The organism is Pseudaminobacter soli (ex Li et al. 2025) (assembly GCF_003012705.1).
GTDB lineage: Bacteria > Pseudomonadota > Alphaproteobacteria > Rhizobiales > Rhizobiaceae > Pseudaminobacter > Pseudaminobacter soli.
Genome location: NZ_PXYL01000010.1, coordinates 103,816 through 128,104 on the forward strand (window position 1 = coordinate 103,816; position 24,289 = coordinate 128,104).

21 protein-coding genes are annotated in these 24,289 nt (G+C 61.4%); 14 read left to right on the forward strand and 7 right to left on the reverse strand.

Translation table 11 applies throughout. The annotated features are described in order from the left end of the window. Positions 1–21: 21 nt before the first annotated feature. Together C7I85_RS19290 and C7I85_RS19295 are read left to right on the forward strand one after the other, a co-directional pair. Complete coding sequence (locus C7I85_RS19290) at positions 22–999, forward strand: glycosyltransferase family 2 protein (protein WP_106725643.1); 978 nt, start codon at positions 22–24, stop codon at positions 997–999. Positions 1,000–1,020: 21 nt separating this feature from the next. Continuing rightward, positions 1,021–2,106, forward strand: a complete 1,086-nt coding sequence (locus C7I85_RS19295) for a glycosyltransferase (protein WP_106725644.1) — start codon at positions 1,021–1,023, stop codon at positions 2,104–2,106. Between the two features lie 13 nt (positions 2,107–2,119). On the opposite strand, the gene C7I85_RS19300 is transcribed toward C7I85_RS19295, so the two are convergent. Further along, positions 2,120–3,592, reverse strand: coding sequence for an oligosaccharide flippase family protein (locus C7I85_RS19300; protein ID WP_106725645.1), 1,473 nt, complete (start codon positions 3,590–3,592; stop codon positions 2,120–2,122). Positions 3,593–3,806: 214 nt separating this feature from the next. Between C7I85_RS19300 and C7I85_RS19305 the strand changes: the two genes are divergently transcribed. The 3 genes from C7I85_RS19305 to C7I85_RS19315 are packed head-to-tail and all read left to right on the forward strand — an operon-like array spanning position 3,807 to position 7,936. Next, positions 3,807–5,243, forward strand: a complete 1,437-nt coding sequence (locus C7I85_RS19305; protein ID WP_106725738.1) for a DUF4214 domain-containing protein — start codon at positions 3,807–3,809, stop codon at positions 5,241–5,243. 15 nt (positions 5,244–5,258) lie between these two features. Beyond that, positions 5,259–6,650 carry a DUF4038 domain-containing protein gene (locus C7I85_RS19310; protein WP_106725739.1) on the forward strand — a complete coding sequence of 464 codons (1,392 nt, stop codon included), beginning with the start codon at positions 5,259–5,261 and terminating at the stop codon, positions 6,648–6,650. Continuing rightward, positions 6,647–7,936 carry a polysaccharide pyruvyl transferase family protein gene (locus tag C7I85_RS19315; protein ID WP_245445011.1) on the forward strand — a complete coding sequence of 430 codons (1,290 nt, stop codon included), beginning with the start codon at positions 6,647–6,649 and terminating at the stop codon, positions 7,934–7,936. The genes C7I85_RS19310 and C7I85_RS19315 overlap by 4 nt, the downstream gene beginning before the upstream one ends. Before the next feature lie 32 nt (positions 7,937–7,968). Here C7I85_RS19315 and C7I85_RS19320 read toward each other — a convergent pair whose 3' ends face one another. Genes C7I85_RS19320 through C7I85_RS19330 form a run of 3 tightly spaced genes read right to left on the reverse strand, consistent with a single transcriptional unit; the run spans position 7,969 to position 10,732 of the window. Next, on the reverse strand, positions 7,969–8,622 hold the full coding sequence (locus C7I85_RS19320; RefSeq protein WP_106725647.1) for a PIG-L deacetylase family protein: 654 nt from the start codon (positions 8,620–8,622) through the stop codon (positions 7,969–7,971). Next, positions 8,619–9,434, reverse strand: a complete 816-nt coding sequence (locus C7I85_RS19325) for a sugar phosphate nucleotidyltransferase (RefSeq protein WP_106725648.1) — start codon at positions 9,432–9,434, stop codon at positions 8,619–8,621. Before C7I85_RS19325 ends, C7I85_RS19320 begins: the two co-directional genes overlap by 4 nt. 2 nt (positions 9,435–9,436) lie before the next feature. Continuing rightward, the gene (locus C7I85_RS19330) at positions 9,437–10,732 is read right to left on the reverse strand and encodes a class I SAM-dependent methyltransferase (RefSeq protein ID WP_106725649.1); all 1,296 of its coding nucleotides are present in this window, start codon (positions 10,730–10,732) and stop codon (positions 9,437–9,439) included. 351 nt (positions 10,733–11,083) lie between these two features. Between C7I85_RS19330 and rfbC the strand changes: the two genes are divergently transcribed. Beyond that, positions 11,084–11,626, forward strand: coding sequence for a dTDP-4-dehydrorhamnose 3,5-epimerase (rfbC, locus tag C7I85_RS19335; protein ID WP_106725740.1), 543 nt, complete (start codon positions 11,084–11,086; stop codon positions 11,624–11,626). Here rfbC and C7I85_RS19340 read toward each other — a convergent pair. The 3 genes from C7I85_RS19340 to C7I85_RS19350 all read right to left on the reverse strand — a co-directional run bounded on the left by C7I85_RS19340 (position 11,623) and on the right by C7I85_RS19350 (position 15,596). After that, positions 11,623–12,942, reverse strand: coding sequence for a DUF4910 domain-containing protein (locus C7I85_RS19340; RefSeq protein ID WP_106725650.1), 1,320 nt, complete (start codon positions 12,940–12,942; stop codon positions 11,623–11,625). The two genes, rfbC and C7I85_RS19340, sit on opposite strands and share 4 nt — an antisense overlap. Positions 12,943–12,957: 15 nt before the next feature. Then, positions 12,958–14,022: an NAD-dependent epimerase/dehydratase family protein gene (locus C7I85_RS19345; RefSeq protein ID WP_106725651.1), complete on the reverse strand. Its 1,065-nt coding sequence runs from the start codon at positions 14,020–14,022 to the stop codon at positions 12,958–12,960. A gap of 170 nt (positions 14,023–14,192) precedes the next feature. Then, a complete protein-coding gene (locus tag C7I85_RS19350; protein ID WP_106725652.1) occupies positions 14,193–15,596 on the reverse strand; it encodes a glutamate-1-semialdehyde 2,1-aminomutase in 1,404 nt (467 codons plus the stop codon). Positions 15,597–15,819: 223 nt separating this feature from the next. Here C7I85_RS19350 and C7I85_RS19355 point away from each other — a divergent pair, with 223 nt between their 5' ends. The 8 genes from C7I85_RS19355 to C7I85_RS19390 all read left to right on the forward strand — a co-directional run bounded on the left by C7I85_RS19355 (position 15,820) and on the right by C7I85_RS19390 (position 24,249). Next, positions 15,820–17,052 (forward strand): acyltransferase family protein, encoded by a 1,233-nt coding sequence (locus C7I85_RS19355; RefSeq protein WP_106725653.1) that lies wholly within the window; start codon positions 15,820–15,822, stop codon positions 17,050–17,052. 321 nt (positions 17,053–17,373) lie between these two features. Beyond that, positions 17,374–18,051 (forward strand): helix-turn-helix transcriptional regulator, encoded by a 678-nt coding sequence (locus C7I85_RS19360; RefSeq protein WP_181257232.1) that lies wholly within the window; start codon positions 17,374–17,376, stop codon positions 18,049–18,051. A gap of 348 nt (positions 18,052–18,399) precedes the next feature. Continuing rightward, complete coding sequence (locus C7I85_RS19365; RefSeq protein ID WP_106725654.1) at positions 18,400–19,935, forward strand: ABC transporter substrate-binding protein; 1,536 nt, start codon at positions 18,400–18,402, stop codon at positions 19,933–19,935. 112 nt (positions 19,936–20,047) lie between these two features. Then, positions 20,048–21,010: an ABC transporter permease gene (locus C7I85_RS19370; protein WP_106725742.1), complete on the forward strand. Its 963-nt coding sequence runs from the start codon at positions 20,048–20,050 to the stop codon at positions 21,008–21,010. Continuing rightward, positions 21,007–21,873, forward strand: coding sequence for an ABC transporter permease (locus C7I85_RS19375; protein ID WP_106725655.1), 867 nt, complete (start codon positions 21,007–21,009; stop codon positions 21,871–21,873). The genes C7I85_RS19370 and C7I85_RS19375 overlap by 4 nt, the downstream gene beginning before the upstream one ends. After that, complete coding sequence (locus tag C7I85_RS19380; RefSeq protein ID WP_106725656.1) at positions 21,870–22,679, forward strand: ATP-binding cassette domain-containing protein; 810 nt, start codon at positions 21,870–21,872, stop codon at positions 22,677–22,679. Before C7I85_RS19375 ends, C7I85_RS19380 begins: the two co-directional genes overlap by 4 nt. Continuing rightward, positions 22,676–23,422, forward strand: coding sequence for an ABC transporter ATP-binding protein (locus tag C7I85_RS19385; RefSeq protein ID WP_106725657.1), 747 nt, complete (start codon positions 22,676–22,678; stop codon positions 23,420–23,422). The genes C7I85_RS19380 and C7I85_RS19385 overlap by 4 nt, the downstream gene beginning before the upstream one ends. Positions 23,423–23,457: 35 nt before the next feature. After that, positions 23,458–24,249 (forward strand): DUF1684 domain-containing protein, encoded by a 792-nt coding sequence (locus tag C7I85_RS19390; protein ID WP_106725658.1) that lies wholly within the window; start codon positions 23,458–23,460, stop codon positions 24,247–24,249. Positions 24,250–24,289: the final 40 nt, after the last annotated feature.

A 24,289-nucleotide genomic window follows, 5' to 3' on the forward strand; every position in this document is an offset into this window, starting at 1 on the left:
GGGTTACAGGAGTTTCTGGACGTGAGCGTTGATGTCATCATCCCGTGCTACAACTACGCACACTTCCTTGAGCAGTGCGTCGGCGGCGTGCTGTCGCAGGCGGTCGACGGTCTCAGGATCATCATCATCGACAATGCATCGACCGATGACAGCGTCGCGGTCGCCAAACGTCTCGCCGAACGTGATAGCCGCATCGAGGTCATCTGCCATGAAAAGAACCTCGGTCCGCATGCCTCCTTCAATGAAGGTATCGACCGGGCCTCAGCCGACTATCTCATGATCCTCTGCGCCGATGATTTGCTGGCCGAAGGCGCGCTCGAGCCGGCCATCAAGGCAATGGAACAGACCCCCGAAGCAAGTTTCGCCATCGGTGCCTATGCGGAAATCCGTCCGCTTGAAGAAGCTGGCAGCGCGATCGCGGAAAGCTCTTGGCATATGAGCGACGGACTGGGCTTCATCAGGCGATGTTGCTCATCACTCGATCCCGTTGCGGCTCACGCGATCCTCGTTCGTAGGTCGGTCCAGATGCGGGCGGGGTACTATAACCCGAGGTTGGCTCTCTGCGACGATTTCGAGCTGGCGCTTCGGCTGGCGCAGATCGGGCACGTTATCGAGCTGTCCGCGCCGCTTGCAGTTCGTCGGATCCAGAGCGGGAGCATCTCGGAACCGGCATGGAACGATAGACTGCGCCTTCTCCAGGAACGCCAGGCGGCGCTGGACTCATTCTTCGCCAGTGGTCGAAAAGGGTTTCCGGATGCGGACAAGATCCATCGGGTAGGGCTCCAGCGCATTGCCGAGGCGGCGTTCTGGTCCGCCGTTTCTCACTTGGCGCGAGGCAAATCAAGAATTGCGCTCAAGCTGTTCAGATATGGATATTCGCTGCGACCGGCGACGATGCTGCTACCCCCGCTCGCCTATCTGGTTCGAACAAACGGCACCACAAAACGCGTCAAGGCGGTGATGCTGGAGGCGTTCGGCCGACGCAACGGTGCTTCGTAGTGTGCAGCGCAAAGTCATAGGTTGAGCGTATTGCTTCTCGACAACTCCCTATCGATCGTGAACCGGACCGGCGCCTACTATCTCGCCAGGGACATCTGCCGCGAGTTCGTTCCGGCTCATGCCGATGTCAGATACTGGCGGTTGGGGAGGCATGCTCCCGAGGGCTTGTTCCGCAAGCTCATGGCGCGGCTGATGATGCTGGAAATCGGCCTGCTGGGGAACAGCGAGCGGTGCCTGATCGACAGCAATGCGGACGTCGGCGGCTTTCGTGTCTTTCTCGATCCCCTCTATGTCCTGCGGTCCCGGCTGACGGACAGGGACATCGTGCTGTGTCACGACGTGGGACCTTTGACGCATAGCGAGCTTTACGACCCGCGGACGGTCGAGAACTATCGTCTCGCCTACGGCAAGATCGCGCGCGCGAAACCGGGCATGGTCTTTGTGAGCGACTGGTCGCGAGCGCGTTTCGGCTCGATTTTTGGTGCGAACTTCCGGCATCAGATCACGATACCGCTCTATATGCGGACGGAATTGTTCAACGGTTCTGACGAGGCCGTGGCCGCGCTCAAGGGGCGACGGTTTTTCCTCACTGTGGGGGCGCTCGAAACCCGCAAGAACCAAGTCGCTGCCTTGAAGGCATTTCGCGACGGCCATTTCTGGGAGCAGGGCGTTGCCTATGTGCTCTGCGGCGCAAGGGGTGCCGGCCATGAGGAGATCTCGACCTTGGCGGCAAACGAGCCGGGCGTGTTCATGCTGAACTACGTGCCAGACGCGCAACTGCGCTGGCTCTACGAGCATGCGGAGGCGTTCATCCTGCCCAGCCTCCTGGAAGGCTTTGGCATGCCTGCCCTAGAGGCAGCCTATATGGGATTGCTGCCGATCGTTTCGGCAGACAGTGCGCTGGTCGAAGCGGTTGGTGGCGTCTGCATGGAGGTGTCCCCGCACGACCACCGGTCGATTGCCGATGCGATGCATCGTGCTCTGACGCGAGGCGAAGCCGAGAAGATGCAGATGAGCTTGGCGCTTCGCCAGATGGCCGCCGGCGCGACGAAGGAAAAATTTCTCGGGCAGTGGCGGAATCTTCTCCTATCCGAACAAGTCGCCTGAAACAGCCGCGACGCTATTCGGCGGGCTGCGCTGGGGCCGGCCTAATCGTCCGGCGAATGGCCGAGAAAGCCTGGCCAAGCTCTTGCAGAAGCGGATGGCGTGTTGCCCGCAGGGCGAACAGCCAGCCGGCAGCTGCGAAGATGCCCGAAACGATGATCTGCAGGATGGCAGGCGCGGAGCCTAGGTCTGACAAGACCAGCACCAAAGCCGGACAGGCGGCGCTCGCTACCGCAACCAGGGCACTTCGTTGCACTGCCGCAAAAAGCTCCTGCCACTGCAGGCCGAGACGGCGGCGCAAGAATGTCAGTGACAGGCAAGCCTGGAGCGGAGCGACCACCAGCATGCTCCAGGCCGCCGCGTGCAAGCCGCCGACAGCGATGGCGACCAGCAGGATCAGCAAGGAGGCCGGATAAGCGATGAGTGCCCTGATGCACACGTCTCTTATCGCGCCCAAGGAAACCATCACCGGGTAGCTGATTTCGGCAGAGAAGGTGAATAGCGACGCGATGGCGATGATCCGTACCAACGGAACCGAGCCCTGCCACTGGCTTCCAAGCACCAGCCCAACCACCGGATCCGCAAGGAGGGCAATGGCCAGCAATGCCGGCCATTGCAGGGCCGTGATCATCTCCAGTGCGTTCAGGTAAGGCTTCTTGAGATCCTGTCCGTCCCGAACCGATGCCGAGAAGATCGGCAGGATAGCCGGCATTGCGCCGTTCAGCACGAGCCGATCGGGAATCTGGCAAATCATCATGCTGCGGCTGAACAGCGCCGCCGCGTGCGGCGACAGAATGTTTCCGAGCAGCAGGTAGGGCGCCATTTCGTAAATCTTGAACAGAAAGGCGGTCACTCCGTTATAGCTGCCAAACTCGACCATGCGTCTCCAATGCCGGAGCGTCGGCATGAAGATGGAAATGCGCGAATATATCGCGATCGCCAGAAGGGCCGTGAAGCAGGCATTGGCCAGACCGGCGCCGGCAAAACTCATATAGCTGAAGCCATGTCGGGCAAGGATGACCGTGACGACTGACGTCACAATCGCTCCACCTATGTTGATGATCGCCACCTTGCCAAAGGCCATTTCACGACGCAGCAGCGTGACGATCAGCGTCGGGAATACTTCGATCAGCATGCAGATCGAGATGATGCGCAGGTAAGGCGCCAAGCCGGCAGGGCCGAAAGCTGAGGCCAAGGGGTGGGCAAAGACTGCAAGCGCGCCGGCGATTATGAGGGAAAAGGCAAGCATGACCGTGAAGGCACTCTGTATGTCTTCCCGATCAAGTTCACGATGCTGGATGAGGTAAGAGGTGCTGGCGAATTCGCGAGCCGACGATGCAAAGCCGACGATCGCCATCCCTACCACCGAGATGCCGATTTCCGCAGGCGTCAGGATGCGCGAAACCACCGCGACCGTGAGGAAATTGCAGATAAGCGCGACGTAGCGATCGCTCGTGCTGAGCAAGAGTACGCGTCTGATGCCCGACATCCACCATGATCCCATGCGCAGCCAGGTCGAAAAATGCGTTCTGGCCGGTCGTGGATTGTTTTCGGAAAGCTGCTGCGCGTCATGCCGGCTATAAGGTGGGTGGCTACCGCCATAAGGTGTAATCGTCCCCCACCGTCCCCAATAAGGGTGCATTGCGGCCCAAGCACCGGCGGCTAGACTTTCTGTCCTGGCAAAAAGAGGAATGCGTTTCTTGATGTTCAGGCAATTGACACTGGCAATAGGTGCCCTTCTGGCACTGTCCACCACCGCCTCAGCCGAGCTGTTGTGGGGGGTGAATGGCCATCCGTTCAACGCCTATCCCGGGGTCAGCATCGAGCGCCAGCTCGACTATGTGAAGGACCTTGGAATGAAGTCCTATAGGGTCAACATCTCCGGCCCGAGCTCCATCGACGTTCTGGCGGCCCTGGTGCGGGAAGGAAAGAAGCGCGGCGTCGAGATTCTTCCCGTCATCACGCCCGGCCTGGATCTGGACAAGGAAGACGTCGACGCGCTGTACGAGAAGGCTCGAAAGCTGGCCTTCATGCTGGGGAGCCGTTTCAAGGGACAAATCGGCGTCTGGGAACTCGGCAACGAGCTGGAGAACTACGCGATCATCCAGCCCTGCGAGACGCGAGATGATGGCACACAATATTCATGCGAATGGGGACCTGCAGGCGGCGATAGTCCGCTGGATTACTTCGGCCCGCGGTGGAAAAAGGCCAGCGCCGTACTCAAGGGGCTGTCGGTAGGCATGAAGCAAGCCGATCCGGCAGCGCGCAGGGCAATGGGCACTGCCGGCTGGGGCCACACCGGGGCATTCGAGCGGATGCAGCAGGACGGCATCGAGTGGGACATCTCCGTCTGGCACATGTATGGCCAGAACCCCGAATGGGCTTTCAAGGAAATCGCCCGCTACGGCCACCCGATCTGGGTCACCGAATTCAACAACCCCTATGGAAGCCAGCACGGAGAAGAGGGGCAGGTCGAGGGTCTGACCGAGGCCATGAAGCAACTGCGCGAGTTTCAGGCCAAGTACAATGTAGAGGCAGCCCATATCTACGAGCTCATGGACGAGACATATTGGGTCCCGGATTTCGAGGCCTATATGGGGCTCGTTCGCTTGACCGGCAGCAAGGCCAAGGGCTGGGCGCCGGGGGAACCAAAGCCCGCCTATTTTGCCGTGAGGAATCTGATACGCGGCAAGCTGCTACCAGCTTTCCCTCATCGAGACTGTGATCTCAGTGCGACGAGCACCGAAGAGTCGCTTGCCAACCGGCAGGCTGGTTTTGCCTACTGCCTGGTACTCGGGCGTCAGGGCTCGAGGGAAGAGATCGCGCGGCGCGCAAGCGAGATCGAGCGCGGAGAGCATACATTCGACGGGCTGCTCATCACGATGCTTCGCTCCAAGGAGTTCAGCCTGGCTTCATCCGATTTCGCGATGACCGATCGCGACTATGTCGATTTCCTGTTCCGCTGGCTGCTCGACCGCCCGGCGGATGGCCAGGGCCTGGACAGCTACGCACGTCAACTGCGAGACGGGTCGATGACGCGTGCCAATGTGGCGGGCGGCATCGTCAGCTCCTCGGAATTCGCAGGAAAATATGCGGCGATCTTGGACATGCAAGCCGCGGACTCCGTTCCGCCCGGCTGATCGAGGATGGGCATGATGTTTGCCGGGTTGGCGCAAATCCTCCGCCGCCTTTCGCGCGCCAGGGGCATATTGCTCACGGCCTGCATTCTATTGATCGGAGCATTCTCAGCAGGCGCTTGCGGGACGGCTTCGGATCACAGCCAGGCCGCTTTTCCGCTTCAGGTCCAGCCGGACAAGCGCTACCTGCTCGATGCGGCCGGCCGCCCGTTCTTCATCAATGGCGACGCGGGCTGGTCGCTGGTTACGCAGCTCACCAGGGAAGATGCGGAGATCTATCTCCAAAACCGCAAGTCGCTTGGCTTCAATACTTTACTCGTCAATCTGCTCGAGCATCGCTTTGCCGATAGGGCTCCCGCCAACATTTATCGCGACAAGCCTTTCAAGATCGACGGTGATTTCGCGACGCCAAACGAAGCCTATTTCGCCCATGCCGACTGGGTACTGCGCCGTGCCTGCGAGCTTGGATTCCTCGTGCTTTTGGCACCGTCCTATACCGGCCACGACGGAGGTAACGAGGGCTGGTACCAGGAGATGGTGCGGAGCGGGAAACAGAAGCTGCTGGCCTATGGCCGTTTCGTGGGAAAGCGATATGCCGGCCTCGACAACATATTGTGGGTCGAGGGGGGAGACTACAATCCGCCGGAGAAGGATCTGGTACGCGCCGTTGCCCAGGGCATCAGCGAAACCGATCCCGGCGCGCTGCATACCGCTCACAATGCGCCCGAAACTGCCGCGCTGGATTATTGGCGTGGCGAGCCCTGGCTGAAGGTCAATAACGTCTACACCTACGATCCGGTGTGGAAGGCCGCGACGGATCAGTATCTGCGCGGCGGCAACCTGCCATTCTTCCTGATCGAGAGTGCTTACGAGAACGAGCACGATACCTACCAACAACGCGTGCGCATGCAGGCCTATCAGGCGGTGTTGTCCGGAGCCTCCGGTCATGTATTCGGCAACAATCCGATCTGGCATTTCGACGGCCCCGGTCTTTACCAGACGCCCGTGACCTGGAAGGAAGCGCTGGATGGCCCGGGCAGCCAGAGCATGTCGCAGCTGGGAGCCTTCATATCGTCGGTGAAGTGGTGGCTTCTCGAACCTGATGTCGACGGTAAACTGCTGATTGCCGGGCAAGGCGGAGAGGAGGCGCATGTCTCCGCCGCGCGCGCCAAGGATGGTTCGTTCGCCGTTGTCTATCTGCCGACCAGCGAGGACGTGACGCTCGATCTTGGCCAACTCGCCGGCCAACATATCGCGGCACGCTGGCGCGACCCGACAAACGGAAAGATGTCTGCAGCGGAGGGCTCGCCCTTTGTTGCTGGACCGCAGACTTTCAGGCCACCGAGACGAACCGAGGGCGGCTCCGACTGGATCCTCGAACTGACCGCGGAGGAGGAGCAAAGCCAGTGAGCACGAACAACAATCTTGCGCCAACGTTGGCGCGTGACGAGGTTCTGTCGGACCCCGCTTCAAGCCCTCGCTCTGAAGTTGCCGCGCGACAGGCAAGAACAGCCCCCGGTCGCATTGCGCTGTTCGGGCTTTTTGGTGCAGGAAACCTCGGCAATGACGGGTCGCTGGAGACCATGCTCGGGTTCTTGAGACGCACGCGCCCGGATGCCCGGCTGTTCTGCGTGTGCGACCAGCCCGAGGTCGTTTCCAGATCGCTGAATATCGACGCCGTTCCGATCCGCCCGCTTGGTCCTCCAAGCCGGAGCAAGCTCCGGCGAATCCTGAGCAAGCTGGGCGACTTCGGTTGCGCGTGGCGCCACATCCGCAAGGCCGACCTGATGATCATCCCGGGAACCGGCATTCTCGACGATTTCGGCGAGCGGCCGCAGGCCATGCCACTTAAAATCCTAACTTGGTGCCTCGCCGCCCGTCTTGTCGGCACGAAGATAGCTTTCGTCTGCATCGGGGCAGGGCCTATCAGGCATCGTCTCAATCGCTGGCTGATGCTAGGAGCGGCCGGCCTTGCGCACTACCGGTCCTACAGAGACGAGATGTCCAGGAATTTCATGGAGAGCGTCGGCTTCGACACGACCAACGACCAAGTCTACCCTGACATTGTTTTCAAACTGCCGGTGCCGGCTGTTTCGTCTCCTGCCTCCACTCCCAACCCCGGCCGCCTGACTGTTGGCGTTGGCGTGATGAGCTACCGGGGGTGGTATGGCTACGCCGAAGGCGCCGAGCAGATATTCAGCCGTTACATCGATAAGCTGTCGGAGTTCGTGATCTATCTGCTTGATGGCGGCTATGGCGTTCGTCTGCTCACTGGCGAGTTGGGTGACAGCACAGCGTTGGATGCGCTGCTCGCTGGTGTCCGAGCTGCCCGGCCGCAGGCCGCCGAAAACATCATTGCCGAGCCGTCTTACTCGCTCAATGACCTGATGGAACAGATGTCGCAAACGGACATCGTCGTTGCGACCCGCTTCCACAACATCGTCTGCGCGCTGAAGATGGGCAAGCCGACGATTTCGCTCGGCTATGCGAGGAAGAACGACGTGCTCATGGCAGAGATGGGCCTGGGCGACTACTGCCAGCACGTCGAACACTTTAGCGTGCAGACGCTGGTCGAGCACTTCAACGCGCTAGTCGAGAACCGCGATACCCTCGCGCAGAATGTCCGACAGCGAGTTGCCGATTACGATCGGCAGCTCAGCCGTCAGGAAGAATTCCTTCTCTCGCAGTATCTCTAGGCGGGCCCTCCACGGGGGTCGAACCCCGCCAATCAGATCAGACGCGCCTTTCGCATGAAGAAGGCTTCCGCGTAAAACTCCGGCGCCCGGCACTCCATGCCGCGCAGGCGCGCCAGCCCCTCGAAGGTTGCGCGATCGAACCAGTCCTTCGAGCGCTGCGTGCCGAAGTGCTCGTGCAGCAGGGAGATCTTGCGGTCCATGACCTTTGCCGTCAGCGGCACGTACACATTGGGCCGGCCGAGGTCGCCATCCCATTTGGGGATCTCATATTCCAGCACCAGATGGTCGCGAAACAGGTTCCAGGTCAGTTGGTTGATCTCGCGGTGATCCTGATGCGCGTCGTTGCGCGCATGGGTCAACACAAGGTCGGGCCGAACTCGGCTCCTGATTTCGATCAGCCACTTCTTGATCGCCCGGCTCTGGTCGGGAAAGTAGCTGTCCTCGAAATCGCCGAGGTCTATCTGATAATACTCGGCGCCGCGCAAAAATGCTTCGGCCGATGCCTGCGCCTCAGTGGCGCGCTGTCCGGCGGCGCTCAGGACACACCAGTGAACATCGAGGCGTACGCCGTTTGCGATGAGGTTGATGATGGTGCCGCCGGCGCCGATCTCGATATCATCAGAGTGCGCGCCAAGGCACAGGACCGACAGCTGTTCGCCGCTGCGCGCGAGGCCAAGGCTTCTCATGAAGCGGCCGTGACGACGTTGCGTCGTGCGCGCTCGGCCCGCATCGCAGCGTTCCAGGGCATGTCGCCATGCTCGACCATGTCCTCGAGCGACTGCCAGTCGCGCAGCGTATCCATGGACCGCCAGAAGCCGTCATGCTTGTAGGCCATCAGCTTGTTGTCGGCGATCAGGCGGCTGAACGGCTCGAGCACCAGTTCCTCGCCTTCCCGCATGTAGTCGAATATCTCCGGCCGGAAGATGAAGTAGCCGCCGTTGATCCATATCTCCGACGTATCCGTGGTCCGGAACGCGCGCACGCGGCCATCCTCGCCGATGTCCGCGAGATGATAGGTGAGGGGCGCGCGCACGGCCAGGAAACAGCCATACATGCCGCTACCCTCGAACTTGGCGATCATGTCGGTGAGGTCGACATCCGTCAGGCCGTCGGAATAGTTGGCCAGGAACATTTTTTCGCCCATGACCTGGTGACGGGCCGCCCACAGGCGTTCGCCGATATTGCGCCAGATGCCGGTGTCGAGAAGCGTCACCCGCCAGTCCTTCACCGCTGCATCGAGAAGCCGGACGTCCCTGCCTCCGTCGGAAACCACGCAGTCGGCGAAGGTCTGCGGGCGCGAATTGAGGAAGAAATCCTTGATGACATTGGCCTTGTAGCCAAGGCAGAGCACGAAGTCGTCGTGGCCGTAGTCGCTGTACCACTGCATGACATGGCGCAGGATGGGCTGTTGGCCGAGCGGGATCATCGGCTTCGGGACGCTTTCGGAATAATCGCGGATACGGGTGCCGCGCCCACCACAGAACAGGACGACTTTCATCTTCAAAGCTCCGCAGGATCGATAATCATGGCGAAGGGGATGGGCACGACGAACTTCGCGCCCCAGGCCGCCACGTGGGACATCTGCCGGATGATCTCGTCCTTGAGGTTCCAAGGCAGGATCAGGATGTAGTCGGGCTTGGCCTCGTCGATCGCCGGAACCGGAAGTATCGGGATGTGCATTCCAGGCGTGAACCGGCCGTGCTTGTAGGGATTTCGATCGACGGTGAAATCGAGGAAATCGGTGCCGATGGCACAGTAGTTGAGCAGCGTGTTGCCCTTGCCCGGCGCGCCGTAGCCGCAGATGCGCTTGCCCTCGCGCTTGGCCGCAATCAGGAAGGCCAGCAGGTCGCGCTTGGCCGCCTGCGCCTTGTCGCCGAACGAAGTGTAGGTTGCAATGTCGGCCAGTCCATGGGCCCGCTCGCGGGCGAGGAGGTCGATGACATTGAACGAAACCGGCCGTTCGTCATCTTCATGCGCAAGATAGACGCGCAAGGAGCCGCCATGGGTGGGCAGTTCCTCGACGTCGATGAACTTGAGGCCATGGCGGCGGGCCATGATGTCTATCGTCACCGCCGAGAAGTAGGAAAAATGCTCGTGATAGATCGTGTCGAACTGATTTTCGGCGATCAGTCTCTCGACATGAGGAAACTCGAGCGTGACCGTGCCGCCCCGCTTGAGCAGGATCTTCATGCCGGCGACGAAGTCGTTGAGGTCCGGCACCTGCGCCAGCACATTGTTTCCGATGATCAGATCAGCGCCAATACCTTCCGCGAGCAGTGTCCATGCAAGCTGCGTCCCAAAGAAATCGACGCGCGTAGGAACGCCTTTTTCGATCGCTGCGCGCGCCACGTTGGCGGCCGGCTCGATGCCGAGCACCGGAACGCCCATGGGCAGGAAGTGCTGCAGCAGATAGCCGTCATTGCTGGCAAGCTCGACGGCGAGACTTTTCGCGCCAAGCCCGAGCCGATCGGTAATGGATTCACAGTATCGCTTGGCGTGGGCGACCCAGCTGGTCGAGAACGAGGAGAAATAGGCGTATTCGGTAAATATCGCCTCAGGGCTCACATATTCCTTCAACTGCACGAGGAAGCATCTGTCGCAGACCAGAACCTTCAGCGGAAAGTATGCCTCCATCTGGTCGACTTCTTCCGCCCGCAAGAAGCTCTCGCAAGGAGGCGACATGCCGAGGTCCACGAATGTGTGGCGAAGACGTGAGCCGCAAAGCCGGCACGTTGCTACCGGAAGCCCTTCCGCAGCCGTAGAGCCTTTCGCAATTTCCTTCGTCTGGAAATTCATCTCTCTTCAACCCCCAACGGCGCTCCGACACGACGCCCGCATCGCCTTGCCGGCACGCGGACTACGTCGCGAGCAATGTTGTCCTGCCCGTTGAAGGATAGGGGAGCGCTTCAGCGTTCTCGATTTGCCCTTACGATGCTTGCGGTCATCCGAACGTGCATCGGGGTTCTAAAGGCCAATGTCCAAAAGGCTATGCGCCGTGCTGCGATGGTGCTGCATCATCCTGAATGGGTAGGAGCGGGCGAGGACCATCCGGCATTGAGCTAAGTCTTGACATTCCGTCGGTCGACTTCCGCGATGCATGCGCGCGGCAAACAATCGCGAGTGGTGCTGGCTGAAGCGGGTGGCAGCGTGCGATTCTTCGAGACGAAGCTGAGTGGTGCGTGGCTGATCGAGCCCGAGCCCATTGTCGATGAGCGGGGCAGCTTCATGCGCACTTTCTGCGCCCGTGAGTTGGGCGAAAGGGGCTTGGAAACCCGCTTCGTGCAGAACAGCCAATCCGAGAATTCGTTCAAGGGCACGCTTCGCGGCATGCATTTCCAACTGGCGCCTCATGCCGAGGTCAAACTTGTCTCTTGTATCCGTGGTGCAATCTACGACGTCATCATCGACCTGCGGCCTTCGTCCCCGTCGCGCTACAAATGGGCGGGCTTCGAGCTCACGTCGCAGAACCGCCGTCAGCTCTATATCCCGGCAGGATTCGCGCATGGGTTCCAGACCCTCACGGACGATACAGGGGTGTCGTATCTGATTTCGGAGTTCTATGCGAGGCAGGCCTCTGTCGGCGTCAGATTTGACGATCCGGCTTTCGGGATCGATTGGCCGATGGCGCCCACTGCGATGTCCGACAAGGACCGCAACTGGCCGCTCCTGCAGGATTTTGTCCACGCCTAGCGGGCATCAGCCAACAGGCCGTGAAGGCGCAACAATTCGGCGGCTGCCGCCAATTCCTTGAACCCAAGGCCCGAACGCTCTGCCATGTCCAGCAGCGAATGCCGGCCGTCCGCCAGGTTCAGAACCCAGAGCAGGCTCATCGCACTGAGGCCGGTCGATCTGTCGCCGCCCAGCGCCGCATAGAGACCGCGCCGGCCAAGCTGCGGCTCGCCCTTTTGGCAAAGACTGACCGGTGTCCAGTCGCCCTCGACGATGTCGATCACTTCCGTGACGATGCGATAGGACTCCGCCAGATGCTCCGGGCGGATAAAGTCGAGATTGTCGGCGGAGGTGTGATATTCGGGGAAGGTGCCGAAGGCGCTGCGCTGGAATAGCCCAACCGGAAGGTTGAAGCCGGGCGAGCAGAACTGCCGTTCGTCATAGCCGTAAGGCGAAAAGTCCAGAAGCGTCGCGGGCTTTGGACATCGCGAAAGCACATGCGCCATCGCGCGATCGATGAATGCATTGTCGCGCCGGCTGCGCTTGTAGGTTGGCCCGCCGCCATCGCCGACGCAGGAAACGACCAAGCCGTGGTCTATGCGCTCAGTCACGTCCTCGTTGCGCGACAGCCAGGCGAGCGAGCCGATCGTGCCTGGCGCGAACAAAAAGCGATAGCTGTAGCGCGTCTTTCGCGATTTCAGGCTGGCCGCCAGACAGGCAAGCATTGCCAGCCCCGAGCAATTGTCATTGGCGAGCGAGGGGTGGCAGACATGGGCCGAAAGAAGGAATTCGCGGTCCGTCTCGCCACGATGCAAGTACTCGCCATAGGTGAGAGAGCCGTCCTTGAACTCCGCGTCGATCTCGACCTGATAGTCTCCCTCGGGGAGTTCCGCGAGGCGATTGTGCGCCATGCAGAAGCCCCAGTTTTCGCTGTAGTAGGAGGTCCGATAAGGGATCAGATCCGGCTGCTCGGGCAGGGTGTGGATGTGGCGTTTCAGTTCATCCAGCCGGACGGTGCCGCGAAACGGGGCGCTGTAGTTCAGCACATGCAGATTGTGGTCGTCGAAGTCGATGACCTTTTCGCCCGCCGCATTTCGAACCGTCGCGCTTCGGATCATCCATTCCCTCGGGGTGGTCCAGTCGAAAGCAGGCGTGCCGGTCGCCACCTCATGTCGTTCGAGCGGTATGGTCTCGGAGAGTATCTCAAGCGTTTCGCGCACGCCGTCGCCGGTGATGCTCCGGCAGATCGGGTAGAGACGCGCAGCCAGTTCATAGATCCTCCGCCCCATCTCATCGTTGGACGGGGCAGGATCGATGATGGAGGCCGGCTGATCCATGAAAAACTCGTCAGATCAGCTGGCCGCCGCACTGAGGTCGGCCTGCTGCGTCGGCTGTACACGCATCCGGCCGTCTATCAGCCCGTTGCCCATGAGATATTTGATGTGTCCGATGCGCTGGAACCGCGGACCTTCGAACTCTGCAAGCGTTAGGTTCGAGCCGGTATAGGCGGCGTAGAGCTGCTCGGCACCAGCGCGGGCATCCCATTGCGGCCTGAAGCCGGGCAGCACGCGCGCGATCTTTTCGAAACTCACGCTATAGGAGCGAGTGTCGGGGCCGGCATCCGCCGCATATTCCAGCCGGCATCCCGGAACCACGTCGGCGACGATCGCCGCTATATCGCGGATCCGGTAGTTGTGGCTGGTCTGGCCGACATTGAAGGCCTCGTTGTGAACCAGTTCGCGTGGTGCTTCGAGACCGGCAATGAAGGCGCGGGAAATGTCCTCGATATGGACGATCGGCCGCCACGGGCTGCCGTCCGATTTCAGCAGGATCACGCCCTCGGTGACCGCCCAGGCGACCAGATTGTTGAGCACGATGTCGAAGCGCTGTCGAGGCGACAGTCCATAGGCCGTTGCCGGCCGGAAATAGGTCGGCGAGAAGCTGTCGTCGGCGAGTACGGAGATGTCCCGCTCCGACATGACCTTGGACCAGCCATAAGGCGTCACCGGCTTCAGTTCGCCGGTCTCGTCGATCATGCCATCGCCCGCCTGTCCATAGTTGCTGCACGACGAGGCGTAAAGAAAGCGGCTTACGCCGGCAGCCTTGGCGGCAACGGCGAATTTGACACTCGCACGATGATTGATGTCGTAGGTGAGGTCAGGATCGAGATTGCCGAGGGGATCGTTCGACAACGCTGCAAGGTGGATGACCGCATCGAAGCCTTCGAGGTCGGCGGGCTCGACGTCGCGAACATCCTTGCGGATGGAAGGCACGTCAGCCAGGGTTCCGCCGGGCGCGAAGGTACAACGCCGGTAGAGGTCGCTGTCGTAGCCGGTCACCTGATGGCCCGCACGAAGCAGCATCGGCACCATGACCGAACCAATGTACCCTTGATGACCCGTCACAAGAACCTTCATTGCAAAATCCCTTCGCTAAACTGACAACTGTAGCGGTGTTTAAGGCTAGTGCCTGGAGACGGCGCGGACGATGAAGACTATCGGTAACGTCAGTTCTTCCTTTGACGGCGCTCTGTCGTGCCCATGCCTCTTTGGTGGTAAGGCCCGTGCCCCTCGTGTGACGGGGCGCCCTAGGATGCCTTTGCCGGCAGGAACGCCTCGCCGGGCGTTTCGGCAGGCGGTTCGGCGCTAGCCGGGTTCTCCGACTTCTTGTTGAAACGCCGGTACACGACCTGCGACGGCCGGCCTACCAAGTGCCTTTCGACACCGTCATCCAGGGCGCGCGCATATACGGCCAGCGCCCCGTCGATGGCCTCGATGGTCGCGGCAATGGCCGCGTCGTCATGCGTGTAACTGACGACCAGAGACGGCATCAGAACACCGCGCGCGATTGTCTCCTGCAGGAATAGCGAGCGGTGGGCCTGCGATGGCTTGCGGTTCTGGTCGAGCGCGGCATAGGCAAGGCAGGATGGGCGGCCCACGATCTTGAAATAGTCTTCCACCCCGTGTCGCCTCACGGCTTCCTCGACGCCGTCTTTCAGCTTGCGGCCTTGCCGGTAGAGATGCTCGATCACGGGCTCGTTCTGGAATATCCGCATTGAGGCGATTGCCGCGGCAAGCGCGTGCGTTTCGGCTCCGTGCGTCGTCGAGAGCAGGAAGACACGTGGGCGATCCGTGTGGTCGAGCCCTCCAAGGCGCATATATTGGCGCTTGCCGGCAAGGGCGGAGACAGAAAAGCCGTTCGCCATGGCCTTGCCGAAGCAGGACAGGTCCGGTTCGATGCCGTATTCGGCCTGCGCGCCGCCGGCATTCCAGCGAAACCCGGTGATCATCTCGTCGAGGATCATCAGCGCGCCGTTCTCGCGGCAAAGGCGCTGTACCTCATGCAGAAAGCCGTCCCTCGGCTCGTCGGCGCGGGCGGCCTCGAGGATCACGGCCGCGACCTTTCCGCGGTTTTTTGCAAACATCTCCCTGACGCTCGCAATGTCGTTGTAGCGGAAGGTCACCGTCAGCTTGCTCACCACTTCGGGCACGCCCGCGTTCATTTCCGTCGTGCCGATGAACCAGTCGTCGACCGAAAAGAAGGGATGGTCGGCGCAGCAGGCAACCACATCGCGACCGGTATAGGCCCGTGCAAGCTTTACCGCGCCGGACGTGGCGTCGGAGCCGTCCTTACAGAACTTGACCATTTCCGCGGTCGGGATGAGGGAGAGAAAGGTTTCTGCGGCTTCGACCTCGATGCTGGCCGGCCGGGTGAAGTTGCAGCCGTCGTGAAGCTCGCGTTCAACCGCCTGCACAACCTTCGGATAGGCGTGGCCCAGGCCGACGGCACGGTTGCCCATCCCATATTCGATATAGCGGTTTCCATCGACGTCCCAGACATGGCAACCCAAACCGCGAGCAATGAAGCCGGGCGCGAGAAGCGGGTACTGGTCGTCACCCTTTGCATAGGTGTGGCTGCCACCCGGTATCAACCTGTGCGCGCGCTCCCGCAGTCGGGCTGACTTCTCGTAGCGACGAGATTGTTCGGACATTGGCCATCCCCAACGAAGCGGTTGTCAGGCCATCAGCTTACATGGCCGCCCGCCGGCGGAATGTTCCCCAAACGATGTCCGGGCATCATCCAATCCGGGTAGGCCGGCCGGACCGGATACATCCATTTGCGCGCGTTCTGTTGTCTGCGGGCGGGGAGTATCGTCTGCAGACGGACTTAGCGATCCGGCCTGTCACTGAAATTCTGTGGGGCTTCGGCTTACGATGATTTGGGCTTCTGCCTGCGGTGTCGCCGCATTCACGGCTGTCACTGCATTTGCTCTTTCGCGCCGAAGGAGCTCTTCGTCAGCATCCGCAGGATCGGAAGCTGAGCCGGTCGAAGCCAGTCCCTGGCGTCCGGGACTGGTCGGCGACGTTTGGAGCGTCATCCCGTCCAGACTCAAGGGGGAGTATCGTTCCCAACATGCGGCGTCCACCGCATCGGCCGAACGGAAATTCTGGGGGAACATTCAACTGCTGCGGCTGATCGCGGCCTACGGCATCGTCTATGTTCATCTCGAGCCGGCTTTCTCGGTAATCCCTGCCGGAAAAGACTTGATTGATATTCTGCGGTTCGGAACGGACCTGTTCCTTGTGGTAGCTGGCTTTTTGACCGCCCAAGTCCTTGGCCGGTCCGGCAAGCCCGGATTAGTCTATCTGCGGGATCGGGCCATTCGGATATTGCCGCTCTATTTCCTCTTCACCATTCTCGCCTTCTTGGTGAAGAACTATGCCACCGGCGACGAGCCACACACGATGCGAGAGCTTGTGATGTCGCTAGCCTTCGTCCCTTACGGTCCATATCCGATCCTGCATCCGACCTGGACCTTGATCGTGATCGTTGAATTCAATGTCATTACAGCCGCGTTTCAACTCGCGAGCGTCCGGCAAGGCGTGTACCTGGCCGCGGCTTTCGTAGCCGCGCTTGCGCTGATGGGGATGCTGTTCAACCCCACCAATCGTGCACTTCACGCATACACCGATCCGATCCTGGTCGATTTCGTCTTCGGTGTTTTGATCTACAAATTTGTCACGAGCCGAGCCACAGCGGCTTTGCCGAAGCAGCCCCTGTTACTGACCGCGATTGCGATAATCGCCATCTGCACAGCGGCGGTGATATTGCGGCCCTATCTTTGGCCGTCCGTGCCACGCCTGCTCGCCTTGGGAGCTCCTGCGTCTGGGATCCTGCTCGGCGCAGTGACGCTTGAGCAAATCGGATTGGCTTTGAATTTCGAGCTCGTGAACTTTCTCGCAAAGTGCACTTATTCGATCTACCTCTGCCACCAATTCGTGAACGGTGTCTCCGAAGAAATTCTGTCATCCCATCAGGGAACGATCTACGTGCCGACAGCAATTCTTGTTGCGACGCCTTTCGTGGTTACATGCATTGCCATCGTTATATTCGTCTTCATTGAGGCGCCGACTACGCGGTATCTGTCGCGCGCGCTCCGTTCCTGATTTCGACGTCGAGTTGCCTTCTCGAGACCGGTCAATCCCAAACAGCGTCAGCCCACTTTGCAGTTGCCGCGCGCAAGGGTTTGAAATCGCTCACCCTAGTCCTTCCGGATGACCATGGATGTAAGTTGCTTCGCCGGCTTCACCCCGCCGGGGGCCACGTCTCAGCCGTATTGGGTTGTCGTGATTGGCGCACCTTCGCGCTATGGTTCACATGCCGAAACCTATCCCGGCACAGTAGAAACTGCGTAAGGGTGTATTGCGTTGGCTACTATCAGTGCAGAGGGCGAAACCGGCATCAGATGGGCCGGGCGGGCGGGCAGGGTGTCGGAACCTCGGCGGGTTGTCCTGTTCATCGCGAGGCTCGGTACGGTTTCGGAAAGCCTTGTCTATGCGCTTGAGCATGAATTCCCGTGGGTGCTCGTGGAGCAGGTCGAAAGCGTCGAGGAAGCCTGCACCAGCTTCGAGCATTCGGTATCCCTCATCCTGGTCGACGCGGCGCTGCTGAAGGCGGCCGAAGCCAGGGCGGCCGATCTTTCTCTCCTTCATCCGCAGGCCCTGACGGCCGTCATCGAGATCGATGATCGCAATCCCGCGTTTTCTGTCTCCGACATTTTTGGCTCACGCCTTGTGCGCGGCGTGCTGCCGATGAACCTCCGGCTGGACGTCTGGCTGTCAGTGGTTCGGCTCATGCTGCGTGGCGGAGAGTATTTTCCGGCAGGTCTCATCCATTCATATGCGAAGAAACTCACCGACGAGGCGGCCGGACCTCCGGGGCAGGAAGTGCGAGGTCGCACGCATATGGGCGACCTCACCGCTCGCGAGGTTCAGATCCTGGAAATGGTCTCGCGCGGGCTGCAGAACAAGAGCATCGCTGCGGCGTTCCAGCTCTCCGAGCACACAGTCAAGATCCATCTCCACAACATCATCAGCAAGCTAGGCGCCCACAATCGCACCGAGGCAGCGGCTCGCTTTCGCGACCTGCAGACGAACGGCCTTTGATATCTTGCGCCACTCGTCCCGGCATGAATGCCGCAGAGTCGTTTCCATGCCGCAGCGGTATGAACGTGCCGTCGAAACGCCTATGTCGACAGCGGCTTAAATCTGGAATGGATTTCCAAAAATTCCTCTGAATCGAATTTTCTATCTCCTCGGCTTTGCGCCGGGCCCGCTGTATGTTGGGGCAAATGAGCGGCCCGACGGTTGGGACAACACCGGGCAAAGCTCACGTCGTCTCAAGGCAAGCGGGCGCGTCCTATGCCGTGGGTCGACGGGGTGGGGGATGGTTTCCTGATCGAAAATCGTCTGCTTTCCCTGTAGCAACGAACATCTGTGTCAGGAGCAGTTTGAATGATTGGTGCAACGGCCCTGTTGGGCAAATATTCGGGCCGGTACGGCGTGCGCGCCCTTGCGGTCACGGCCGCCTTTGCCGGCTTCCTGTCGGCGAGCTCCGCCCTTCAGGCGGCAGAGAATTATGATGTCGACGCGTCGATCAAGATCGGCTCGCTCTACGAGCCGCAGAATCTCGACAACATTGCTGGCGCTGGCCAGGGCATCAACGAGGCGTTCAACAGCAACGTCTATGAGGGGCTGTTCCGCCTGACCGACGCAGGCTCGGTCGAAAAAGTGCTCGCCAGCGACTACAAGGTCAGCGACGACGGCCTGACCTACACCTTCACGCTGCAGCCGAACGTCAAGTTCCACTCCGGCGATCCGCTGACTGCCAAGGACGTGAAGTTCAGCATCGAGCGCGTCGTCGGCCCCGATTCCAAGAGCTCGCGCAAGAAGAGCCTCGAGCCCATCACCTCGATCGAGACGCCGGACGACAACACCGTCGTCGTCAAGCTATCCTCGCGCTCTATCTCGCTGCCCTACAATCTGAGCTACGTCTGGATCGTCAACGACGCCGCCAAGGACCTGACGTCGGGCGAAGACGGCACCGGCCCCTACAAGCTGGAAGACTGGCGCCGCGGCTCGACGCTGTCGCTCAAGCGCTCCGACAGCTATTGGGGCGAAAAGCCGACCAATGGCGAGGTGGTGTTCAACTACTTCACCGACGCGACCGCGCTCAACAACGCCCTGCTGACCGGCGCGGTGGACGTCATCACCGGCGTTCAGAGCCCGGATTCGCTCGCCCAGTTCAAGGACAACGCCGAATTCACGGTCAGCGAAGGCAAGTCCACCACCAAGGAACTGTTCGCCTTCAACGATCGCGTCGAGCCCTTCAACGACGTCAAGGTGCGCAAGGCGATTGCCCGCGCCATCGACAAGAAGAAGCTCCTCAACTCGATCTGGGGCGAGTACGGCACGTTGATCGGCTCCTTCGTGCCGCCGACAGACCCGTGGTATGTCGATCTGAACGGCGTCGATCCGTATGACGTGGATAGCGCCAAGGCGCTGCTCGCCGAGGCCGGCCACGCAGACGGCTTCACGTTTACGCTCGACACGCCTAACTACGATCCGCATCCGATCGTTGCCCAGTTCATCAAGAGCGAGCTGGCCAAGGTCGGCATTACCGTCAACATCAACGTGATCACGGCCAACGAGTGGTACACGAAGATTTACAAGGCGCACGATTTCCAGGCGACGCTGCAGGAGCACGTCAACCATCGCGACATCGTGTTCTACGGCAATCCCGACTTCTACTGGGGCTACAACAACCCCAAGGTCGTGGACCTGATCAAGTCGGCCGAAACCAGCACGACGACGGACGAGCAGACCGCCAAGCTGACCGAGGCCAACCGCACCATCGCCGAAGATGCGGCCAGCAGCTGGCTTTATCTCTATCCGCAGATCGTGATATCGAAGGCCAACGTCAGCGGCTATCCGGTCAACGGTCTGAACTCGCAGTTCTTCGCCTACGGCATCAAGAAGAGCGCGGACTGAGCCTGAAAAGCTGACACCGACGCCTTATTAGGGGCGTCGACCTGTGCTGTATCGAACATCGTGCGGAAGCCCTTCCGCACGATGTTTCTGTTGGGGACGAAAGGGAGCCGTCATTTTTTCCTACGTCGTTCGGCGGCTCGCCATACTGGTCCTGTCGCTCTTCATTGCATCGCTAGTCCTTTTCGTGCTGCTCCGGCTGCTTCCCGGCGACCCGGCCAACACGCTGCTGTCGGTCGGCGCCGACCCGCAGCAAATCGAGGCCGCGCGCGAGCAGCTCGGCTCGAACCTGCCGCTGGGCGAACAGTTCGTGCGCTTTGTCGGCAGTCTCGCCAGCTTCGACCTCGGTAACTCCTTCATCAGCCGCGCGCCTGTGGCGGATGAGATCGTCGCGCGCCTGACGGTCACGCTGCCGCTGACCTTGCTGGCTTTCACCCTTGCCATCGTCATCGCCGTGCCGTTTGGCATCGTCTCGGCGGTGAAGGCCGATCGCTGGTATGGCGCGGCCATTTCGACCGTCTCGCAGCTCGGTATCGCCATTCCGGTCTTCTGGGTCGGCATCCTGCTGGTCACGGCCTTTGCCGTGAACATTCGCGTCTTCCCGTCAGGAGGCTTTCCATCGCGCGGTTGGCATGCGCCGGCCGAAGCGCTGCGCGCCCTGACACTTCCGGTGCTGACGCTCGCCATCGTCATGTCCGCCTCGCTGCTGCGCTATGTGCGCACGGCTACGCTGGACGTGCTGGGCAGCGATTATCTGCGCACCGCGCGTGCGCTCGGTTCCACCTTCACGGAAGCGCTCGTCCGGCATGGCATCCGCAACGGCGCCGTGCCCGTCATTTCCATTCTCGGCATCGAGTTGGCGTCAGCCTTCCTCGGCGCGGTCGTGGTCGAGCGGGTCTTCACGTTGCCGGGCCTGGGCTCGATGCTGCTGCTGGGCATCCAGCAGCGCGACTATCCCAATGTGCAGGGCGTGCTCTTCGTCTCAACGCTTCTGGTGCTCCTGGTCGGCTTCACGGCCGACCTCGCCCAGCGTTTGATCGACCCGAGACTGCGCGACAAGGCAGGAGCTGCGTCATGAGCGCTGCCGACGAACTTACGCCAGCAGTGGTTACGGCCGCCCGCAAGCCGCGCTGGTCGCCGACGTTCACCATCGGCCTGATCCTGGTCGGCATCCATGTCGCCATCGCCTTGCTCACGCTGTTCTGGACGCCTTACGATCCGACCAGCACGACCGGCGGCCGGCTCGAGCCACCATCATTCATCCATTGGGCAGGCACCGACCGGCTGGGGCGGGATTTCTTCACTCAGATCATGATCGGATCGCGCATCGCGCTCATCGTCGGGGCCGGCGCGGTCGCCATCGGCGCGGCCATCGGCGTCACCATCGGCCTGCTCGCGGCCTTCGCCACGCGCTTTCTGGACGACGCGCTGGCCGCCACGCTGGATATCCTCATCGCGTTTCCGACGCTGCTGCTCGCTATGCTGGTGGTGGCGGCTAGCGAAGGCGCCAGCCTGTGGTCGGCCATCCTGGCGCTCGGCATTGCCATGTCGGCAATCGTGGCTCGGCTGACGCGCATCCTTGCCAAGCGGGTGCTGCAGAACGACTACATTACCGCCTCGCGAACCTCCGGCACCTCGTGGCCGGGCGTAGTGGTCCGGCATGTGCTGCCCAACATCTGGCCCACGCTCAGCGTCAATTTCGCGCTGCAATTCGGTATCGCTGTCATTGCCGAATCCTCGCTGTCCTATCTCGGCCTCGGCGCACCGCCGCCCAATGCCTCCTGGGGTCGCCTGCTGCAGGAAGCACAGGGCACGGTCTACACTGCCCCCATTGGGGCCATCGCGCCGGGCATTGCGCTGGTGACGCTGGTGATCGGCATCAACCTTCTGGCGGACGGTTTGCGCGACATCGGCGACCCGACGCGGAGGATCTCGCGATGACGCCGCTCCTTTCCGTCGATGGGCTCACGCTGAAGACCGGCGACAAGACGCTGGTCTCCGACCTGTCATTCTCCCTCGGCGCAGGCGAGCGCATGGGGCTGATCGGCGAATCCGGCTCGGGCAAGTCGCTGACCGCCATGGCGGTGACGGGCCTTTTGCCCAAGTCCATCGTCCCCGCCGGCTCGATCCTGCTCGACGGCCAGCAGGTGGTCGGCACGCTCGAACGTACGCTGAATGGCCTGCGCGGCTCGTCGGTTGCCGTGGTGTTTCAGGAACCGCTGACCGCGCTCGACCCTTTGATGAAGATTGGCACGCAGGTTGCGGGGCCGCTGGGGCGGCGTCTGGCCCGCGAAGGCAAGTCGCCCCCGCGCCGGGAAGTCGACCGCGAGGTGCTGCAATTCCTGGACCATGTCGCGCTGCCGCAGCCGGAGCGGATCGCGAATTCCTACCCGCACGAGATTTCAGGCGGCCAGCGCCAGCGCGTGGCGATTGCCATGGCGCTCGCCTGCAAGCCGAAGCTGCTGATTGCCGACGAGCCGACGACCGCGCTCGACGTGACCACGCAGGCGGAAATCCTGAAACTGCTCGACAGCCTGGTGCGCGAGCTTGGCATGGCGCTTTTGTTCATCAGCCACGACCTGCCGGTGGTTGCCACCGTGGTGGATCGCGTGACGGTGCTGCGCAATGGCCGCGCGGTGGAAGAGGGGCCCGTGAAGGCTGTCTTCGACCAGCCGCGCCACGACTATACGAAGACCCTCGTCGAGGCGGCACGCTCCTTCGACAACGCACTTGAGGGAACGGCATGACCCTGCTCGATGTGCGCGATGTGACCTTCGGCTACGGCCGACAGCGCCAGGTGCTTCACGGCGTTTCCTTTGCGGTGAAGAAGGGCGTGAGCGTCGGCCTTGTCGGCGAGTCTGGCTCGGGCAAGACGACGATTCTACGCCTGCTTCTGGGGCTGACCAAGCCGACCGGCGGAACGATCAATTTTGGCGGCTCCGTCCTCGACCCGTCCAGCCGCGGCTTCATGCGCGACTATCGCCGCTCGGTGCAGGCAGTCTTCCAGGACCCGTATTCCTCGCTCGACCCGCGCCAGAAGGTGCGGGACATCATCTCCGAGCCGCTGCAGTCGCTGCGCATTCCGGGCGCGCATGGCGAAGCGGTGGCCGCGGCGCTCGATGCGGTTGGCCTGCCGGCGGATGCCATCAACCGCTATCCGCACGAATTCTCCGGCGGCCAGCGCCAGCGCATCGCCATTGCCCGCGCCATCGTTGCCCGGCCGCAACTCGTGCTGGCTGACGAGGCGGTCAGCGCGCTCGACCTTTCGACGCGCATCCGCATCGTCGACCTGTTCAAGCGCCTGTCGGAAAACATGACGCTGGTGTTCGTCTCGCACGACCTGGGCGTGGTCGCTTCGCTCTGCGAGGAGATCATCATCCTGGAACGCGGTCATATAGTGGAAAGCGGCAACACTCGCGAGATATTGGACGCCCCGCAGCATCCTTACACGCAAAAGCTGCTGCAAAGCGTTCCCCGGATGCCTAGATAGGGCGCGGGAAAATTTCGAGACCAAAGGCAAGCAGTATGACGACGACCGACTACATCCGCAGCATCGAAGACTGGCGCGCCAAGCGGCTGGCCCATCTCAAGGCCGACGACGGCTGGCTCAACATCATCGGCCGCTGGTGGCTGGAGCCGGGCTCGGTGACGGTCGGCTCGGCCGAGGACAATGACATCGTGCTTTCGGCCGGTCCCGCCCATGTCGGGACGCTGACGCAAGGCTCGGACGGCGGCGTCGCCTTCTCGCCGGCGGACGGTTCGCAGCCCATCCTGCTGAAGCTCGACAAGAAACACCCGCCGCGCTTCACCGCTGGCCAGCTGCTGCTCGAAGTGACGACGCTGAACGGCCAGAACGCGTTGCGTGTGCGCGACACGCAGTCCACTGCGCCCGGCGAATTCGCCGGCATCGAGTCTTTTCCGACGGATCCGAGCTGGCGCATCGTTGCCGACTGGATCCCGCTGGAAAAGCCGATCGAGATGACGGTCGACACGGTGCTGGGCATTCCGACCGATGTGACGATCACTCACAAGGCCGCCTTCACGCGCGATGGCGTGCGCTATGAATTGCTGCCGACCCACGGTACGCCGCAGATGCCGCAATTCGTGCTGCGGGACCAGACCGCGCGCGACAAGACCTATCCGGCCTCGCGCTTCCTCTTTGGCGAGGACATCACGGCCGACACCATCGTGTTGGACTTCAACAAGGCGATCAATCCGCCCTGCGCCTTCAGCGTCCATGCCGTGTGCCCGTTGCCGCCGGCCGAGAATGTGCTGCCGATCCGCATTGAAGCCGGCGAACTCAAGATGCACGACTGAGGTGCCGTCTAGCACCTGCTGACGGCTCTAAGAACAAAAC

Excerpts from the sequence above, each read along its gene's own strand:
- C7I85_RS19300 (WP_106725645.1), bottom strand. The coding sequence starts at position 3,592 with ATGTCGGGCATCAGACGCGTACTCTTGCTCAGCACGAGCGATCGCTAC.
- C7I85_RS19305 (WP_106725738.1), top strand. The coding sequence starts at position 3,807 with ATGTTCAGGCAATTGACACTGGCAATAGGTGCCCTTCTGGCACTGTCC.
- C7I85_RS19310 (WP_106725739.1), top strand. The coding sequence starts at position 5,259 with ATGTTTGCCGGGTTGGCGCAAATCCTCCGCCGCCTTTCGCGCGCCAGG.
- C7I85_RS19320 (WP_106725647.1), bottom strand. The coding sequence starts at position 8,622 with ATGAGAAGCCTTGGCCTCGCGCGCAGCGGCGAACAGCTGTCGGTCCTG.
- C7I85_RS19325 (WP_106725648.1), bottom strand. The coding sequence starts at position 9,434 with ATGAAAGTCGTCCTGTTCTGTGGTGGGCGCGGCACCCGTATCCGCGAT.
- C7I85_RS19330 (WP_106725649.1), bottom strand. The coding sequence starts at position 10,732 with ATGAATTTCCAGACGAAGGAAATTGCGAAAGGCTCTACGGCTGCGGAA.
- C7I85_RS19340 (WP_106725650.1), bottom strand. The coding sequence starts at position 12,942 with ATGGATCAGCCGGCCTCCATCATCGATCCTGCCCCGTCCAACGATGAG.
- C7I85_RS19345 (WP_106725651.1), bottom strand. The coding sequence starts at position 14,022 with ATGAAGGTTCTTGTGACGGGTCATCAAGGGTACATTGGTTCGGTCATG.
- C7I85_RS19350 (WP_106725652.1), bottom strand. The coding sequence starts at position 15,596 with ATGTCCGAACAATCTCGTCGCTACGAGAAGTCAGCCCGACTGCGGGAG.
- C7I85_RS19355 (WP_106725653.1), top strand. The coding sequence starts at position 15,820 with ATGATTTGGGCTTCTGCCTGCGGTGTCGCCGCATTCACGGCTGTCACT.
- C7I85_RS19365 (WP_106725654.1), top strand. The coding sequence starts at position 18,400 with ATGATTGGTGCAACGGCCCTGTTGGGCAAATATTCGGGCCGGTACGGC.
- C7I85_RS19375 (WP_106725655.1), top strand. The coding sequence starts at position 21,007 with ATGAGCGCTGCCGACGAACTTACGCCAGCAGTGGTTACGGCCGCCCGC.
- C7I85_RS19380 (WP_106725656.1), top strand. The coding sequence starts at position 21,870 with ATGACGCCGCTCCTTTCCGTCGATGGGCTCACGCTGAAGACCGGCGAC.
- C7I85_RS19385 (WP_106725657.1), top strand. The coding sequence starts at position 22,676 with ATGACCCTGCTCGATGTGCGCGATGTGACCTTCGGCTACGGCCGACAG.
- C7I85_RS19390 (WP_106725658.1), top strand. The coding sequence starts at position 23,458 with ATGACGACGACCGACTACATCCGCAGCATCGAAGACTGGCGCGCCAAG.